This is a genomic window from Skermanella sp. TT6 (assembly GCF_016653635.2).
Lineage (GTDB): Bacteria > Pseudomonadota > Alphaproteobacteria > Azospirillales > Azospirillaceae > Skermanella > Skermanella cutis.
The window spans coordinates 4,654,467-4,668,989 of sequence record NZ_CP067420.1 but is presented as its reverse complement, the minus strand read 5'-3'; the positions used below and the strand labels follow the sequence as shown (position 1 = coordinate 4,668,989).

17 protein-coding genes are annotated in these 14,523 nt (G+C 67.3%); 9 read left to right on the top strand and 8 right to left on the bottom strand.

Annotated features, from left to right (window positions below; translation table 11 throughout):
• The first annotated feature begins 111 nt into the window (after positions 1-111).
• From IGS68_RS21840 to IGS68_RS21825, 4 genes are all read left to right on the top strand, one after another.
• Positions 112-426, top strand: coding sequence for a hypothetical protein (locus tag IGS68_RS21840; protein ID WP_201073825.1), 315 nt, complete (start codon positions 112-114; stop codon positions 424-426).
• Complete coding sequence (locus IGS68_RS21835; protein WP_201073823.1) at positions 423-1,880, top strand: methyl-accepting chemotaxis protein; 1,458 nt, start codon at positions 423-425, stop codon at positions 1,878-1,880. The genes IGS68_RS21840 and IGS68_RS21835 overlap by 4 nt, the downstream gene beginning before the upstream one ends.
• Positions 1,881-2,018: 138 nt before the next feature.
• A complete protein-coding gene (locus IGS68_RS21830) occupies positions 2,019-2,822 on the top strand; it encodes an ABC transporter permease (RefSeq protein ID WP_201073822.1) in 804 nt (267 codons plus the stop codon).
• A gap of 7 nt (positions 2,823-2,829) precedes the next feature.
• On the top strand, positions 2,830-3,633 hold the full coding sequence (locus IGS68_RS21825; protein WP_201073820.1) for an ABC transporter permease: 804 nt from the start codon (positions 2,830-2,832) through the stop codon (positions 3,631-3,633).
• 37 nt (positions 3,634-3,670) lie between these two features.
• Here IGS68_RS21825 and IGS68_RS21820 read toward each other — a convergent pair whose 3' ends face one another.
• Genes IGS68_RS21820 through IGS68_RS21805 form a run of 4 tightly spaced genes read right to left on the bottom strand, consistent with a single transcriptional unit; the run spans position 3,671 to position 6,056 of the window.
• The gene (locus IGS68_RS21820) at positions 3,671-4,330 is read right to left on the bottom strand and encodes a DUF799 domain-containing protein (RefSeq protein ID WP_201073818.1); all 660 of its coding nucleotides are present in this window, start codon (positions 4,328-4,330) and stop codon (positions 3,671-3,673) included.
• Positions 4,331-4,342: 12 nt separating this feature from the next.
• On the bottom strand, positions 4,343-4,735 hold the full coding sequence (locus IGS68_RS21815; RefSeq protein ID WP_201073816.1) for a DUF4810 domain-containing protein: 393 nt from the start codon (positions 4,733-4,735) through the stop codon (positions 4,343-4,345).
• An 8-nt stretch (positions 4,736-4,743) separates the two neighbouring features.
• Positions 4,744-5,034 (bottom strand): DUF4397 domain-containing protein, encoded by a 291-nt coding sequence (locus IGS68_RS21810; protein WP_201073814.1) that lies wholly within the window; start codon positions 5,032-5,034, stop codon positions 4,744-4,746.
• Between the two features lie 26 nt (positions 5,035-5,060).
• Complete coding sequence (locus IGS68_RS21805; protein ID WP_247881017.1) at positions 5,061-6,056, bottom strand: CsgG/HfaB family protein; 996 nt, start codon at positions 6,054-6,056, stop codon at positions 5,061-5,063.
• A gap of 356 nt (positions 6,057-6,412) precedes the next feature.
• Here IGS68_RS21805 and IGS68_RS21800 point away from each other — a divergent pair, with 356 nt between their 5' ends.
• From IGS68_RS21800 to IGS68_RS21780, 5 genes are read left to right on the top strand one after another with little or no spacing between them, the layout of a single operon-like run.
• On the top strand, positions 6,413-7,576 hold the full coding sequence (locus IGS68_RS21800) for an aspartate aminotransferase family protein (RefSeq protein WP_247881016.1): 1,164 nt from the start codon (positions 6,413-6,415) through the stop codon (positions 7,574-7,576).
• The gene (argF, locus tag IGS68_RS21795) at positions 7,573-8,499 is read left to right on the top strand and encodes an ornithine carbamoyltransferase (RefSeq protein WP_201073810.1); all 927 of its coding nucleotides are present in this window, start codon (positions 7,573-7,575) and stop codon (positions 8,497-8,499) included. The genes IGS68_RS21800 and argF overlap by 4 nt, the downstream gene beginning before the upstream one ends.
• The gene (locus tag IGS68_RS21790; RefSeq protein ID WP_201073808.1) at positions 8,496-9,428 is read left to right on the top strand and encodes an Hsp33 family molecular chaperone; all 933 of its coding nucleotides are present in this window, start codon (positions 8,496-8,498) and stop codon (positions 9,426-9,428) included. The genes argF and IGS68_RS21790 overlap by 4 nt, the downstream gene beginning before the upstream one ends.
• 16 nt (positions 9,429-9,444) lie before the next feature.
• Positions 9,445-10,719, top strand: a complete 1,275-nt coding sequence (locus IGS68_RS21785) for a serine hydrolase (protein WP_201073802.1) — start codon at positions 9,445-9,447, stop codon at positions 10,717-10,719.
• Between the two features lie 58 nt (positions 10,720-10,777).
• The gene (locus tag IGS68_RS21780) at positions 10,778-11,374 is read left to right on the top strand and encodes a hypothetical protein (protein WP_201073801.1); all 597 of its coding nucleotides are present in this window, start codon (positions 10,778-10,780) and stop codon (positions 11,372-11,374) included.
• 7 nt (positions 11,375-11,381) lie between these two features.
• On the opposite strand, the gene IGS68_RS21775 is transcribed toward IGS68_RS21780, so the two are convergent.
• The 4 genes from IGS68_RS21775 to IGS68_RS21760 all read right to left on the bottom strand — a co-directional run bounded on the left by IGS68_RS21775 (position 11,382) and on the right by IGS68_RS21760 (position 14,493).
• Positions 11,382-11,993: a DUF3226 domain-containing protein gene (locus IGS68_RS21775; protein WP_201073799.1), complete on the bottom strand. Its 612-nt coding sequence runs from the start codon at positions 11,991-11,993 to the stop codon at positions 11,382-11,384.
• Positions 11,994-12,157: 164 nt separating this feature from the next.
• The gene (locus IGS68_RS21770) at positions 12,158-13,267 is read right to left on the bottom strand and encodes an AAA family ATPase (RefSeq protein ID WP_201073797.1); all 1,110 of its coding nucleotides are present in this window, start codon (positions 13,265-13,267) and stop codon (positions 12,158-12,160) included.
• A gap of 63 nt (positions 13,268-13,330) precedes the next feature.
• Complete coding sequence (locus IGS68_RS21765; RefSeq protein WP_201073795.1) at positions 13,331-13,807, bottom strand: hypothetical protein; 477 nt, start codon at positions 13,805-13,807, stop codon at positions 13,331-13,333.
• A gap of 62 nt (positions 13,808-13,869) precedes the next feature.
• Positions 13,870-14,493, bottom strand: coding sequence for a helix-turn-helix transcriptional regulator (locus IGS68_RS21760; protein ID WP_201073793.1), 624 nt, complete (start codon positions 14,491-14,493; stop codon positions 13,870-13,872).
• Between the last annotated feature and the right edge of the window lie 30 nt (positions 14,494-14,523).

The following is a 14,523-nucleotide window of genomic DNA, read 5'->3' as shown; positions in this document are numbered from 1 at the left end:
ATCGTCCGAGAGACATATGTCTAAAATGCAATGGGAAACCGAAAGGATTACTCTACTTTAAAAAGGAGAGATTTTTAGAATTCTACTCCTCTAATTGCAGTTGGCCTGGTCATGGATCATCGGACGGCGGAACTACTTCCGGCTTTCGCCCTCTTGTTCGGCGGCTTGGTCGTCAGCGGGATCCTGACCCTGTCGCCCAGGCCCGGCCATGCCGTGATGGTCGTGTTCGATCCCCGGACCGCCGTCACCGACGCCATCGCGCTTGTGTCCGAGGCCGGCTGGCTGCCGGTCGCGGCGCCCCGACCCTTCATCATCATCGCGCGCCCGGATGCCCTGGATCACCCCCGGCACCCGACCGATGCTTATCTGCTCCTGGACGCGCGCGCAATGTCCGGGTGCCTGTCAGTGGATTCCTCCTCGAAATGAACGGTTTGATGCATCAGCGCCGGAACATGGCGCTGTTCTCCGTCGCCCTGTTGTGGTCGCATGTCCCCCTGATCCTCGCCCTGGGATGGCTGTCGCCCGGCGGCGACACGGTCGGGGCCGTCTCCCTGGCAGGCATCGCCGCGCTGTGCGCCAGCCTCGCCGTCTGGCGGGATCCCGCCGGCCTGTCGGCCCGCGGCGTCGTCGCGATCGCGTTGGTGATGGTGGTGTCCGCCCTGGTCTACGACATGCGCGACTCCGCCTGGCAGATCGATCTGCACATGTACTACTTCGCCGCCCTGGCGATCCTGGCCGGTTTCGCCTGCCCGGCGACCGTCCTGCTGGGGGCAGGCGCCACCGCCGCCCATCATCTGGTCCTCAACTTCGCGATGCCGGCCGCGGTGTTTCCCGGCGGCGGCGACTTCTGGCGCGTCGTTCTCCATGCCGTGATCGTCGTCCTGGAAACCGGCGTCCTGGTCTGGTTGGTCTCCTGGCTCGGCCAGGCGCTTCAGCGGTCGGAGACGGCGCTCGACGAGGTTCGCCGCGCCCAGGCCGAGAACGAGCGGCTGGCCGCCGGCCGGGAGGAGGAGCGCCAGGCCGCCGAACGCCGCCGGCGCGACGACATGATGGCCCTGGCCGCCGCCTTCGAGCAGGGCGTGGGCAGCGTTTCGGCCAGCATCCGCAAGGTGTCCGAGCAGGTCCGGCACGAGGCCGGGGCGCTGGCCCGGACCGCCGACGAGACCCGCACCGGCGCCGGAGCATCAGCGGCATCGGCGGAGGAGGTGTCGGCCGGCGTGCGGGGCGTCGCCACGGCCAGCGACGAGTTGACCGCCTCGATCTCCGAGATCGGCCGCCAGATCGCGAGCGCGTCGCGCATGACCGACGATGCGAGCCAGCAGGCCCGTTCCGTGGCCGCCGCCGTCGAGGCGCTGTCCCGCGGCGCCGATCAGGTCGGGGACGTAGTCCAGCTGATCCAGGCGATCGCGTCGCAGACCAACCTGCTGGCGCTCAACGCCACCATCGAGGCGGCACGGGCCGGGGAGGCCGGCCGGGGCTTCGCCATCGTCGCGGCAGAGGTCAAGGGTCTCGCCGGCCAGACGGAGAACGCGACCGTGGAGATCACCGCCCGCATCGGCGAGATCCAGCAAGCGACCCAGGCGGCCGTCGAAGCCATCGGCCGGATCACCGGCGCGGTGTCCTCCATCGACGAGGTGACCTCGACCATCGCCTCCGCCGTGGAGGAGCAGAGCGCCGCCACCCGCGAGATCGCCGCCACGGCCCAACTGGTCGCCTCCGGCGTCGCCGCCGCCGCCGAGGGCATCCAGGGCGTCGGCCGCGCCGCCGATCATACCGGCGGCGGGGCCGGACGGGTGCGCAGCTTCGCCAACGACCTGATGACCGAGGTCGAGGGGCTGGACGGGCAGGTCTCCGACTTCATCCGCCAGCTCCGGGCTTGAGGCGTCCGCAGGGTGGGACGGCGGCGGGTACCGCGGCGGCGGGCGGTGCGGCGATGCCGCCCACCAGCCATTCGCTCTCGGCAATTGTGCCATGCGCCCGCTTCACATTAGGGTGCGCGCACTTAGCTGAAGGGCATCATGAGCACCCATCTCCCGCCACTGCCGCGCGATATCGGCACCGTCAACTGGATCGGCCTCTGGACCCTGTACCAACGGGAGGTGCATCGGTTCATCAAGGTCTATACCCAGACGATCGCGGCCCCGGTCGTCACGACCCTGCTGTTCTACGCCGTCTTCGCGCTGGCGCTGGGCGGCGTCGTGCGGATGGCGGGCAGCGTGCCGTTCCTGGTCTTCCTGGGCCCGGGCCTGATCGTCATGGCCATGGCGCAGAACGCCTTCGCCAACACCTCCTCCTCGGTGGTGATATCGAAGGTCCAGGGCAACATCGTGGACGTGCTGATGCCGCCGCTGTCCCCGCTGGAAATGGCGGTGGCCTTCGTCGGCGGCGGCATCACCCGCGGGTTGCTGGTCGGCGTCGTGACCGGAGCGGCGATCTGGTCCTTCGTGCCGCTGGGTTTCCACGCGCCGGGCTTCATCCTGTTCCACGGCGTGATGGCCTCCATGATGCTGGCCCAGCTCGGCATGATCGGCGGCATCTGGTCGGAGAAGTTCGACCATATCGCGGCCTTCACCAATTTCGTGGTGACGCCGCTGACCTTCCTGTCCGGCACCTTCTATTCGGTCGACCGGCTGCCCCCGGCCTTCTGGTGGCTGGCGCACTTCAATCCGTTCTTCTACATGATCGACGGGTTCCGCTACGGCTTCATCGGCCAGTCCGACGGCACCCTGGCGATCGGCGTCGCGGTCATGCTGGGCATCAACGCCGCCCTGGCTGTCCTGCTGCTGCGGATGCTGTCCACCGGATACAAGCTGAAGGCGTGACGGTGCCATGTCGGGTTTCCAGGGGCCGCGGCCCCGCGCGATCGGGCGCATCCATTGGATGGGTGCGCGGACGCTGTTCCGCCGCGAGCTGGGCCGCTACCTGAAGGAGGCGCTGGAGACGGTCCTGGCGCCCGCCTTCCAGACCCTGGTCTATTTCATCGTCCTGGTCTTCGCCCTGGGGCCGGAGCGCGGCACGGAAGAGGGCGACGCGCTGCTGTCCTTCGCGGTGCCGGGCCTGATCCTGATGGCGGTGCTGTTCCGCTCGGCCGAAACCACGGCGTTCAGCCTGCTGTTCGACCGGATGGAGGGCATCATCAGCGACATCCTGATGGCCCCGCTGGGTGCCGCGGAGATGACGGCGGCTTACGCCCTGGCCGGCGCGCTGAGCGGCCTCGTCACCGGGACGGTGGTGCTGGCCGGCACCCTGCTGGTCTGGCCGATGCCCGTCGCCGCCCCCTGGGCGGTCATCGCCTTCGCGGCATTGGGTGCCCTGATGATGTCGCTGGCCGGCGTGCTGATCGGGCTGTGGTGCGAGAAGTGGGACCATTTGGCGGCGGCCTTCGTCTTCGTCCTGGTGCCGCTGACCTTCCTGTCCGGCGTCTTCGTCCCGGCCGACGCCCTGCCGGAGCCGTTCCCGGCCCTCATCCAGGCCAACCCCATCTTCCACGCGATCTCGGGATTCCGCTACGGCTTCCTGGGCGGAGCGGAGGCGTCCCCCCTGACGTCGCTGGCGGTGGTCGCCGGAACGGCGGCGGCGCTGTGGGGCGCGTGCGGCGTGCTGATCAGCCGGGGGTGGAAGCTGCGGCCGTGAGGCGGGTGAAGCCGCCTCACGGACCGATGCCGAATCCTCAATAGTCCTTGCCGAACTGCGGGTCGTAGGGACCGGAGGGAATGCCGCGGCCCGCCGCGTAGAAGGCGACGCCGTTGGCTTGGCTGGCCAGGGGCAGGTAGCTCGGAGCCGCCCTCTCGATGGCGGCGACGATGAGCTGGGTGACCAGGAAGGCGAGCGGATGGCCGCCCGAGTTCTGCGCCTGCGGGGAATAGGCGGTGTGGACCGCCTCCTCCCAGAGCGTTTCTCCCGTCTTGCCGCTTTTCAAGGTGTAATCGATGTCGACCGTCGTGGTGGTCGACAGAAGGATGTACTGGCTGTCCCAGCGCCGGATATTGGCGAACAGGACGGCATCGGCTCCGAACAGGGCCGCGACCTTCCGGGCGTCCGCCGAGTGGACCAGGTCGGCGTCGGCCAAGCCCTCGTCCTCCATGACCCGCTTGACCATGTGCACGGGGAAGACGTAGTAGCCTTTCTCCGCGAGCGGCACCGGCAGGGTCACCAGGAAGTTGTCCGGCGCATCGACCTGCGTGCTGGCGTTCGTCACCGGCACGATCACGATGGACCGCGGATGGTTCGCGCGGATCGCGCTGAAATCCTTCTTCTGCGGCGGCGCCGCGCATGCGGACAATCCCGCCAGGCACAGGCAAGCCAGGGCGGCCTTGAAGAGAATTCGCATGGGGATGTCGCCTTAGCTGGTGGGTAACGAAGCCGGCGTGACGCCGGTTGCGGCAGGAGGCTTGTCCTTGCCTTCACGCGCGTTCAGGACGGCTTTGTCCATCATGAGCGCCGACTCCGGCCAAGCGGATTTTTCTTTCTCGAACAGCGCTATGGCGCCGCCGCTGTCGCCGGACGAAAGCTTCAGGTAGCCAAGTTCCGCGTAGATGCCCGGAGGAACCTTCCGGGTCGGTTCGCCCGATGCGATGATGCTCTCCAGCGCCGCTTGATGGCTGGCTTGAGTGGTGGGGTTCTGCTGATAATCATAAAGGGACTTGGAATAATTTCCCCAATAATACTTCGTTGTCTGGCCGCATCCCGCGCAAATCACGGCGATGGCCAGAATCGAAAGGCGGCTGGCTTTCATATTTCAACTCACTTGGGCAGGGAGATTGTTTTGATTGCGTCTGACCCGAGATAGATCCTCTCGCTGTAAATGGCTCTGTCGTTTTCCCGGACTTCGACGGTGTGGGTGCCGGTTCCAACTTGAAGCGTACTCTTCTTTCCGTCGTAGTCGGCGGCCGGGCCGATCAGGACGCCGTTGACGAACAGCATGGCCGTGGGGGAAGCGTTGGCGAAGGCCAACTGCGGCTTTTCCTCCAGTGTCCGGACCGTCGTGTTCGGATAGGCGCAGGCGGTCAGCATCAGGGCGCCGGCCAGCGCCAATGGGCGAACTCTCATGTCTTCAACCTTCACTTTGCTTCGGCCACGAACAGGCCGCTGGTATTGCCGCCGGGGATGGTTCCGCCCGTGATGCGCGCGATCGATCCCTCGCTGGTCACGCTGTCGCCGAACGTGCTCTCCACCACGAGATCGGCGACGGGAGAGGGGGGCAGTTCCAGGTCGAAACCGCTTTGCGCGCTTTTCACCCGCTCGCCGCTCCGCATGACGGCGAGCCGGTCGCCCGGTTTCAGGCCCTGCCTGGTGCCGCCGCTGATATAGACGCGCGGTCCGTCGATCTTCAGGATATCGCTGCGCCAGGGACGTTCTTCGAGCTTCGCGACGAGACTGCTCAGCAGGTCGGAAATCGCGGCGGCGATCGCCCGGTCATTGAGGGTAGCGTCGTAGTCGGCGCGGGAGCCGAACCCCATGACGGTGCCCTGCTCGACCGCCGCCTCCCCGGTGCCGTTCGCCGAGAAGTACGCATGGCCGGTCCTGACATCGACAAGCCGCACCTCGACCTTGGCTCGGGCGACCTGGCGCTTGGTGTTGCTCAGGAAGCCCGCCTGACCTTCCGCACCGCGGCCGAACTCCGTCAGCGACCCGACGATCAGGGTGTCGGCCCCGACGGTGTTGCCGCCGCCGGACAGCGCCTGCTCGGACTTGACCGCGGCGAGATCCGGCCGTTCGAGAACGATGAAGCGCCCGGATTCGACCAGCCGCGAACTCAGCATGTCGCCGGTCTGGCGCCCAAGCGGATCCAGGTCGCCGCCCAGCAGCGCCTTGCCGTAGCGGGTCTCGTTGGTGAACCGCCCCAGGGCCACCTTCCGCTTGAAGCTCTTCACCGCGGGCGGTGCCAGCGCCGCCTGCTTCTGGGCATCCGCGACAGCGGCGGGAGCCTGGACCGCGGTCGGCGGCGTCGACGGCGTGGCGCACCCGCTCAACATCACCGTTCCGGCAAGGGTGAAGCGAAGGAGCCGGCCGAGGGAGAACCTGCCGCTTCCAGGGCGAGATGCAGAGGCGATCATTTCTGAAGCGTTTCCCGAACACGTGGATGCATTCCTTTGAATGCAAATCGGGCGCAAGATTGTCACAACGCATTTAAGGTTTTGTTACCGCGAATTTATTGTTGTTTCAGCCCCGGTCGAAGCGGGAATAGCCGGGCCGCGGCGTTCCCGCCCATGAAATCATACCCCGCCCGCCCGATTCGCCCCTGCGCCCGTTGACATGGCGTCCCCGGCTTTGGATAGTCTGCGGTCTCCCGGACGGCTGCGCCTTCCGGGAGTTCGTGCTTTCCGTACTACGCCGTTTTCCGGAGGACGGCGCTGGTGGACCGTTTGCCGGAATTGAACCCGTTGGGGGCTTACCCGTGATCCCTGTTGTCATGCCCACCTATGCCCGTGCGGATGTCGTGTTCGAGCGGGGCGAAGGGCCCTATGTCTTCGACACGACCGGCCGGCGCTACCTGGACTTCGCCAGCGGCGTCGCCGTCACCGCGCTGGGCCATGCCCATCCGCACCTGATCAAGGCCCTGACCGATCAGGCGCACAAGATCTGGCATACCTCCAACCTGTACCGCGTGGCGGGGCAGGAGAGCCTGGCGCGACGACTGGTCGATCACACCTTCGCCGACACGGTGTTCTTCACCAATTCCGGCGTCGAGGCGTGGGAATGCGCGATCAAGGTGGTGCGCAAGTACCAGTACGAGACGGGGCACCCCGAGCGCTGGCGGATCATCACCGCCGGCGGCGCCTTCCACGGGCGGACCACGACCGCCATCGCCGCGACCAAGCAGGAAAAGATGGTCAAGGGCTTCGGCCCCATGCAGGACGGCTTCGACCAGGTCGCCTTCGGCAACATGAACGAGCTGCGCGCCGCCATCACGAACGAGACCGCCGGCATCTCGATCGAGCCGGTGCAGGGCGAGGGCGGCATCCGCCCGGGGTCGCTGGACTATCTGCGCCAGCTCCGGGAGGTCTGCGACGAATACGGCCTGCTGCTGCTGTTCGACGAGATCCAGACCGGCATGGGCCGCACCGGCAAGCTGTTCGCTCATGAATGGGCCGGCATCACCCCCGACGTGATGTCGGCCGCCAAGGGCATCGGCGGCGGCTTCCCCTTGGGCGCCTGCCTCGCGACGGAGAAGGCCGCGGTCGGCATGACGCCCGGCACCCACGGCTCGACCTATGGCGGCAACCCACTCGCCACCGCGGTCGGCAACGCCGTGCTCGACGTCATGCTGGAGCCGGGCTTCCTGGAAGGCGTGGATCGCATCGCCCGCGTGCTGTGGGGCCGCCTGACCGAGCTGGTCGCCCGCCACCCCAAGGCGCTGGTGGAGGTGCGGGGCGCCGGCCTGCTGCTGGGCCTGCGGTTCGTTCCCGAGATCGTCAACGGCACCGTGGTGGACAAGCTGCGCGCCCACGGCATGCTGACGGTCGCCGCCGGCGACAATGTCGTGCGGCTGCTGCCGCCGCTGATCATCACCGAGACCCAGGTGGACGAGGCGATCGATATCCTCGACAAGGCCTGCGCGGAGCTGGCGCCATGAGCGCGCCGGCCTCCGGCGGCGCCGGCCCCCGCCACTTCCTCGACCTCGACGATTTCGACGCCACGACGCTGCGCTCCATCCTGGAGCGCGGCAAGGCGCTCAAGGCGGCCGGCGGGGGCGACAAGCCGCTGGCCGGCAAGACGCTCGCCATGATCTTCGAGAAGCCGTCCACCCGCACCCGCGTCTCCTTCGAGGTCGGCATGCGCCAGCTCGGCGGCGACGTGGTGATGCTCAGCTCCAAGGAGATGCAGCTCGGCCGAGGCGAGACGGTGGCCGATACCGCCAAGGTGCTGTCCCGCTTCGTCGACGTGATCATGCTGCGCACCGATTCCGAGGACAAGCTGCTGGAACTGGCGGAGCACGCGACCGTCCCGGTGATCAACGGGCTGACCGACCGGTCGCACCCCTGCCAGATCATGGCCGACGTGCTGACCTTCGAGGAGCATCGCGGCCCGATCGCGGGCAAGGTGGTGGCCTGGAGCGGCGACGGCAACAATGTCGCCGCGAGCTGGATCCACGCCGCGGTGCGCTTCGGCTTCGAGCTGCGGCTCGCCTGCCCGGAACAGCTCCGGCCCGACCCCGACCTGGTCGGCTGGGCGCTCGGGCAGGGGGGGAAGGTCAGCGTCGGCGGCGACCCGGATGCCGCCGTCGCCGGGGCCGACTGCGTGGTCACCGACACCTGGGTCTCCATGAACCAGCAGGACGCCGAAACCCGCCACAACATGCTGGCACCCTACCGGGTCGACCGGCGCCTGATGGCAAACGCGAAACCGGACGCCATATTCATGCACTGTCTGCCAGCCCACCGCGGCGACGAGGTCACCGCCGACGTGATCGACGGCCCGAACTCCGTGGTATGGGACGAGGCGGAAAACCGCCTGCACGCCCAGAAGGGCATTTTAACCTGGTGTCTGAGTTCATGAGTCATTTCGGTCACGCCGAGAATCCCCTCACCGACGACATTGTGCAGCCTTTCCAGATCGACGCCTCGCACCTGCGGGGCCGTCTGGTCAAGGTCGGCCCGATGCTCGACGAGGTCCTGTCCAAGCATGCCTACCCCGAGCCGGTCGCCCACCTGCTCGGCGAAACCATCACGCTCGCCATCACCCTGGCGGGCGCCCTCAAGTACGAGGGCATCTTCACGCTCCAGACCAAGGGCGACGGCCCGATCTCGCTGATGGTGGCCGACGTCACCAGCACCGGCGACGTGCGCGGCTACGCCCAGTTCGACGCCGAGCGGCTGGCCGGGGCCGACGCGGGTGCTACGGCCCCGGTCCCTGCGCTGCTGGGCACCGGCTATCTCGCCTTCACGGTCGATCAGGGCGAGCATACCGAGCGCTACCAGGGCATCGTCGAGCTGAACGGCGATACCCTGTCGGACTGCGTCCAGCATTATTTCCGCCAGTCCGAACAGCTCGACACCGGCATCAAGGTCGCGGTCGGCCATGCCGGAACCGATTCGGACCGGATCTGGCGCGGCGGCGCCCTGATGCTCCAGCGCCTGCCGGAGGACCAGATCCAGCAGGTGCTGGGCAGCGACGTCGCCGACGACTGGCGCCGCGCCATGGTGCTGATCGGCACCTGCACCGACGCCGAGCTGCTGGACCCGGGGCTGCCGCCCAACGACCTGCTGTTCCGCCTGTTCCACGAGGACGGCGTGCGGGTCTATACGCCGACGGAACTCCGGGCCACCTGCCGCTGCTCGCGCGACCGCGTGGCGACGGTGCTGCGGTCGCTGCCGCGGGAGGAGATCTCGGAGCTGAAGGTCAACGGCCGGGTCGAGGTCACGTGCGAGTTCTGTAACTCGACGTATACTTTTGATGATGCACAATTGGAGAATGTCTACGGCTGATCCATAGGGGTTCATCGTGCTGCGGGTATGCGTTCGTGTATCGTCGGCGGGCGCGCTCGCGGCCCTGATCCTCTTCGGAGCCCTGGTCTCCAGCCTTCTCTTTTCCAGCCCTGCCGCCGCGTACCGGGCCAGCCTGGTGGTCGATGCCGACAGCGGGGTCGTGCTCCACGCCGAGCAGCCGAACCTGCGCAGCTTCCCGGCCTCGACCACCAAGATGATGACGGTCTACATGGCGTTCGACGCGCTGCGGGCCGGCCGGCTGAAGCTGGACGAGGAACTGCCGGTGTCGGTCCGGGCGGCCAGCCAGACCGGCCAGTCCCTGCGCCTGCGCCAAGGCTCGACCATCCGGGCGCGCGACGCCATCCTGGGCGCCATCATCGAGTCCGCCAACGACGCCGCCGTGGTCCTGGCCGAGCGGCTGGGCGGCACCGAGTCCGACTTCGCCGAGGCCATGACCGCCAAGGCCCGCTCGCTCGGCATGAACCGGACCGAATTCCGCAACGCCTCCGGCCTCAACCACCCGGAGCAGGTCGTGACGGCGCGCGACCTGACGATCCTGGCGCTGGCGCTGCTGCGGAACTTCCCCGACCAGTACGGCTATTTCAGCACCCGGAGCTTCGTCCACCGGGGCAGCACCTTCAACAGCGTCAACGGTTTCCTGGCCAACTACCGGGGTGCCGACGGCATCAAGACCGGCTTCACCTGCGCCGCCGGGTACAATCTGGTGGCATCGGCGGTGCGCGACGGGCGCCGGCTGGTCGCGGTCGTGCTGGGCGAGCTGAGCCGGGGCGACCGCGCCGACAGCATCGCCCGGCTGATGGACCAAGCCTATGCCAAGCCCGACCCGAAGATCCCGGTCACCCTGCGCGACATCGACCCGGTCCGGACCCGGGAGCCGGACGAGCCGGCCGCCGGCGTCATCTCCCCGGCCTGCGCGTCGATCGTCTCGGTTCCCGGCATGCCGCGGGCGCAGGGCGGTTGGAGCGTCGAGATCGCCGGAACCTTCAACACCAAGGCGAAGGCGGCCGACGCCGGGCGCAAGCTGATGCGGAACCATGCCGCCGTGCTCGGCGGGGCCATGCTGACCACGATCGAGCGGCGAAAGAAGCACCGCCCGATCGTCGTCGGGCTGGAGGAGGAGCAGGCCACGGCCGCCTGCAAGCGCCTGCGCCAGGCCAAGGCCTACTGCGTGGTGGTCTCGCCGAAGAACCTGCGCGCCGCCGTCACGCCGGCCTCGGCGAAGGTCCGGAAATCCCCGCCGGCCAAATCCCCATCGGCCAAATCCAAGTGACCGGGACCAAGGCCCCGTGCTATCCGTGAACCCCCTCCTTTTCCGCGAAACCGTGATCATGCTCCGCAGCCTTCTCCGTCCGGCCGCCCTCGCCCTGGCAGCCACCCTCGCCCTGGCGGCCTGCCAGTCGGCGCCGCCGCGCCCGGCGGCCCGCCAGATCAGCTTCGCCAACGCGGCCCCGATCTCGTTCGACGTCGCCACGATAGAGGTCGTCCAGCAGTACCAGCCGCCCCAGGTGCAGCCGAACGTCGATCATCTTGCCCCGATCCCGCCGTCCGACGCGATCCGCCGCTGGGCGAACGAAAGGCTGCGCGCCATGGGCGGCAGCGGCACGCTGCGGGTCGTCATCAAGGACGCCAGCATCGTCGAGACCGGCCTGCCGCCGACTACCGGCCTGCGCGGCGCCTTCACCACCGACCAGTCCGAGCGATACGACGGCAAGCTGGCGGTCGACCTGGTCGTGGACCAGCCGTCGCGCCGCTTCAACGGCTATACCGGCGCCGCCGTCGCCCGCACCATCAGCGTGCCCGAGAACATCTCCCTCCAGGGCCGCGACGACGCCCTGTTCGCCATGGTCGAACGCATGATGACCGAGCTGAACGCCAAGCTGGAGGAAGGGGTCTACGGCAACCTGTCGGCGGTGACGCTGCGGTAGGAGTCCGTCAGGCGGTCAGGTCGGTCAGGAACCGCTCAAGACGCATGCGGAACGGAAGCCCGTAACCATCCGGCGCGATCCAGCGGCAATCCTCGATCGCGACCTGGATCGCCTTGCACGGCTTCAGGACGCTGGCGATGGCCGAAGCGACGGCTTTCCTGCGCCCTGCCGGCTTGTTCGCCTCCCTCAGGTCGTGACGGGTCAACCCGTCGGCGACGACGGCGCTTTCGATGAAGCGCCGCGCTCCGCCGTGGAGTGCCGGGTAGACGCTTTCCGCCGCTTCGATCAGGACGTCTTCAAGCGTCCCCATGACCTCATTGTCCGGCATAACGAAAATGCCGAATCTCGGTACACCCCCGCCGACCTCCCCAGCGGCTCCGGGCATCGTCAGGGCGGGGCATGATGCCGAGATCGCGCGCGTCAGATCGGCATAACGCTCCGGCGGAAGGTGCTGATGATCCGCGTCGAGCACGATCCCGATGGCGTCAAATCCTCCGTCAGGCACGAGCGAGAGGTCTTCTCCCAACAGATCGACGATCTGGCTTTCGCCATTGGCCGCCTGTATCGCGATCGACAGGTCCGGAGACGCGAAAAAGGAAGGAACCGGGACCCGCTTCATGAGGTCGTCCCTGATCGGAAACCGGGTCGGCACGGTGAACGTCCAGAATGGATCGAGCTCGGTCAGAAGCCTGACGCGCTCCAGGCCCCTTGTGCCGGCAGAGCTTCGACAGCAAGGCGACATCATGCTGTCCCTCGACGATCAGCAGCACCCTTTTCATCGATCTACCGGATATCCAAGCCACGATCGAGGATCAGCCGCTTCATCATCGCTCCATCGAATCGCCTGACCTGCTGCCGCCCGTCGGTTTCTTCGATCCGATAGCCTGCGATCTGGTCAAGATGCTCGGGATTCTCGTACAGGATGGCGTCGAGGGCTTCAAGGCTGTGGGTCGTGACGAAAAGCTGCACCTTGAACTGCCGGCAAGCCGATGTCAGCCACGCGAAGAGCTTGTTCAGGGCGGAGTAGTGGATCGCCGACTCGATCTCGTCGATCAGCAGGAATCCGCCCTCTACCTGCGGAATCGTCGAGGCGATGATGAAAGCGCGCCGGATGACGTCTCCCAACAGCTTGAGCGGGATCATCCCGGCCTTCGCGTGATTGATGAAGATTTCCGGGCGTTGCCCCATTAGGTTCAGGAGTTCGATACCGCGGATGGAAGGATCGATATCGGCCAGCAAGGCCACGATCTGGTCCTTCCGGCCAAGCTGCGTAGCCGTCGAAAAGCTGCCTTGCTGGGTGGGTTCGATCCGGTGCGAGTAGGGTACCAGGAACTCCATGGGGATCAGGGTGTCTGGAAACAGGGCAAGCTGATGAACTTCGTCCTCCCAGTAAACTCTGGCGTCTCCCGCTGAACCTTCTTGCCCATCCGAACCGGAGCGGGTTACCTGATGCTTGATCCTTATGCCGCGTCTTTGGCGATCGAACCGACCGGATGCCTGGGGCGAGTTTGGATCTGCGGTCTCTTCCGGCCATAAGCCAAACACTTCGGAAATACTCGAAACCAATCGATGCTCAAACTCAGGGCCACTGGTCGAAAGTTCCAGTCGGCCGTTATAGGGCCCTGGTCCCATTTCTGGGGTTTGAGGGAACAGCCATTTGATATTGTCCAGGAAGCTCCCGGCAAACGAAGAAAAGCGGCCCTCGCGACGCTGGGCTATCCAGCTCCACTCCAAGGGGCTGCGGGCATTCGCCAATACCGCAAGGCTTTCCAGAAGCGTAGTCTTGCCGGAGTTGTTGCGGCCCACGAAAATATTGACATCGGCCAACTGGTCGAGCTTCACGTCCCGCAGCCCGCGGAAGCTGCCGATATGAAGAGAGTCGATGTGCCGCATATCGATATCCGCGCCGACGCTTTCTGGAAGTCATCGCCAGCTTATAGCAACCGACGACAGGCGTCACCGGCAACGCAACGTCGAGCGGTCCGCCCGGACCAACCCCATAGCTTCCAGGGCCACCGCCGCCGGGTTCTCGCCGGCCTCGCGCAGGCGGGCCATGGCACCATGCCACAGCAGGTCGTTCAATTCCGCCAGCACGGGTTCTCCGGCGCAGCGCCGGGCCAGGAAGTCGGGATCGAAAAGGCGACGGCGGTCGTCTCCGGTCCAGTGCCGGGCCGGGACGGCGTTCAGCTCGATGCGTCGCGCCAGGCGCGCCAGCGTCTCGACGAAGCGGGCCTCGCGGGTCCCGTTGGTGAAGCTGCCCGCCGCCGCCAGGCGCAGGCATTCATCGAGGTCCAGGCGTTCCCTCAGGCGCGGGCCGAGGGCCAGGACCATCAGGGCGATCCGGTCTGCGTCCCGTGCCGCCATCAGACCGGCGAGCACGTCCGCAAGCGGCGGCTCCGCGACGGGGCGGCGCCGGAAGAGTCGGATCGGCATGGCTCATCCCTCCAGGAAAGGGCGAGCTTACCGCCGCACCCCCGCCCGGGCCGACGTATAAATCATACGACCGGCTCCTCGGCTCCGGTCGGGGCTCCGGGCGGCAGGGAGACGATGCGCGCCTCGGGGACGCCGCGCCGCAGGTCCTCCAGCGGCAGCGTGGTGACCATCCGGGCGAAGCCGCCGTCACTCAGCCGGACCCGCTCCCACAGCCACATGCCCGGACCCATGCGGATCACGCCCGAGTGCTTGAAGTCGGTCCAGCCGGCGACGGGGCGGGCGACCGGTTCGTACCAGCCCAGGTCGCCCAGGCGCGCCTCGCCGTCGCGGATGCCGTCGGACGCGAAGGGCCACAGGGTCTCGCCGTAGAGGTCATGGGCGTCGTTCTCCCACTCCCGCCGGCGCCCCTGGGACACGGCCAGCAGCCGGTGGCTGACGTCGCACACGAGATGGACGCGCAGGGCGGAGGTTTCCACCAGCCGCTTCAGCATGGCGTCGCCCGCCGGGTTCAGGCGCGCCTCCAGCAGGGGCAGCAGCCGCGCCGCCTGCTCCGGCGTCGGCCGGTGCCGCCCGGATTCCCAGCGCGACACGGTCGCCTGGGTCACGCCGGCCAGTTCGGCCAGGTGTTCCTGCTTGATGCCGTTGAGCCGGCGGAGCCGGCGCAGGGAGCGTCCGAATTCCAGCATTTCCTTGATCCCGCCAGGACGGGGGAACTG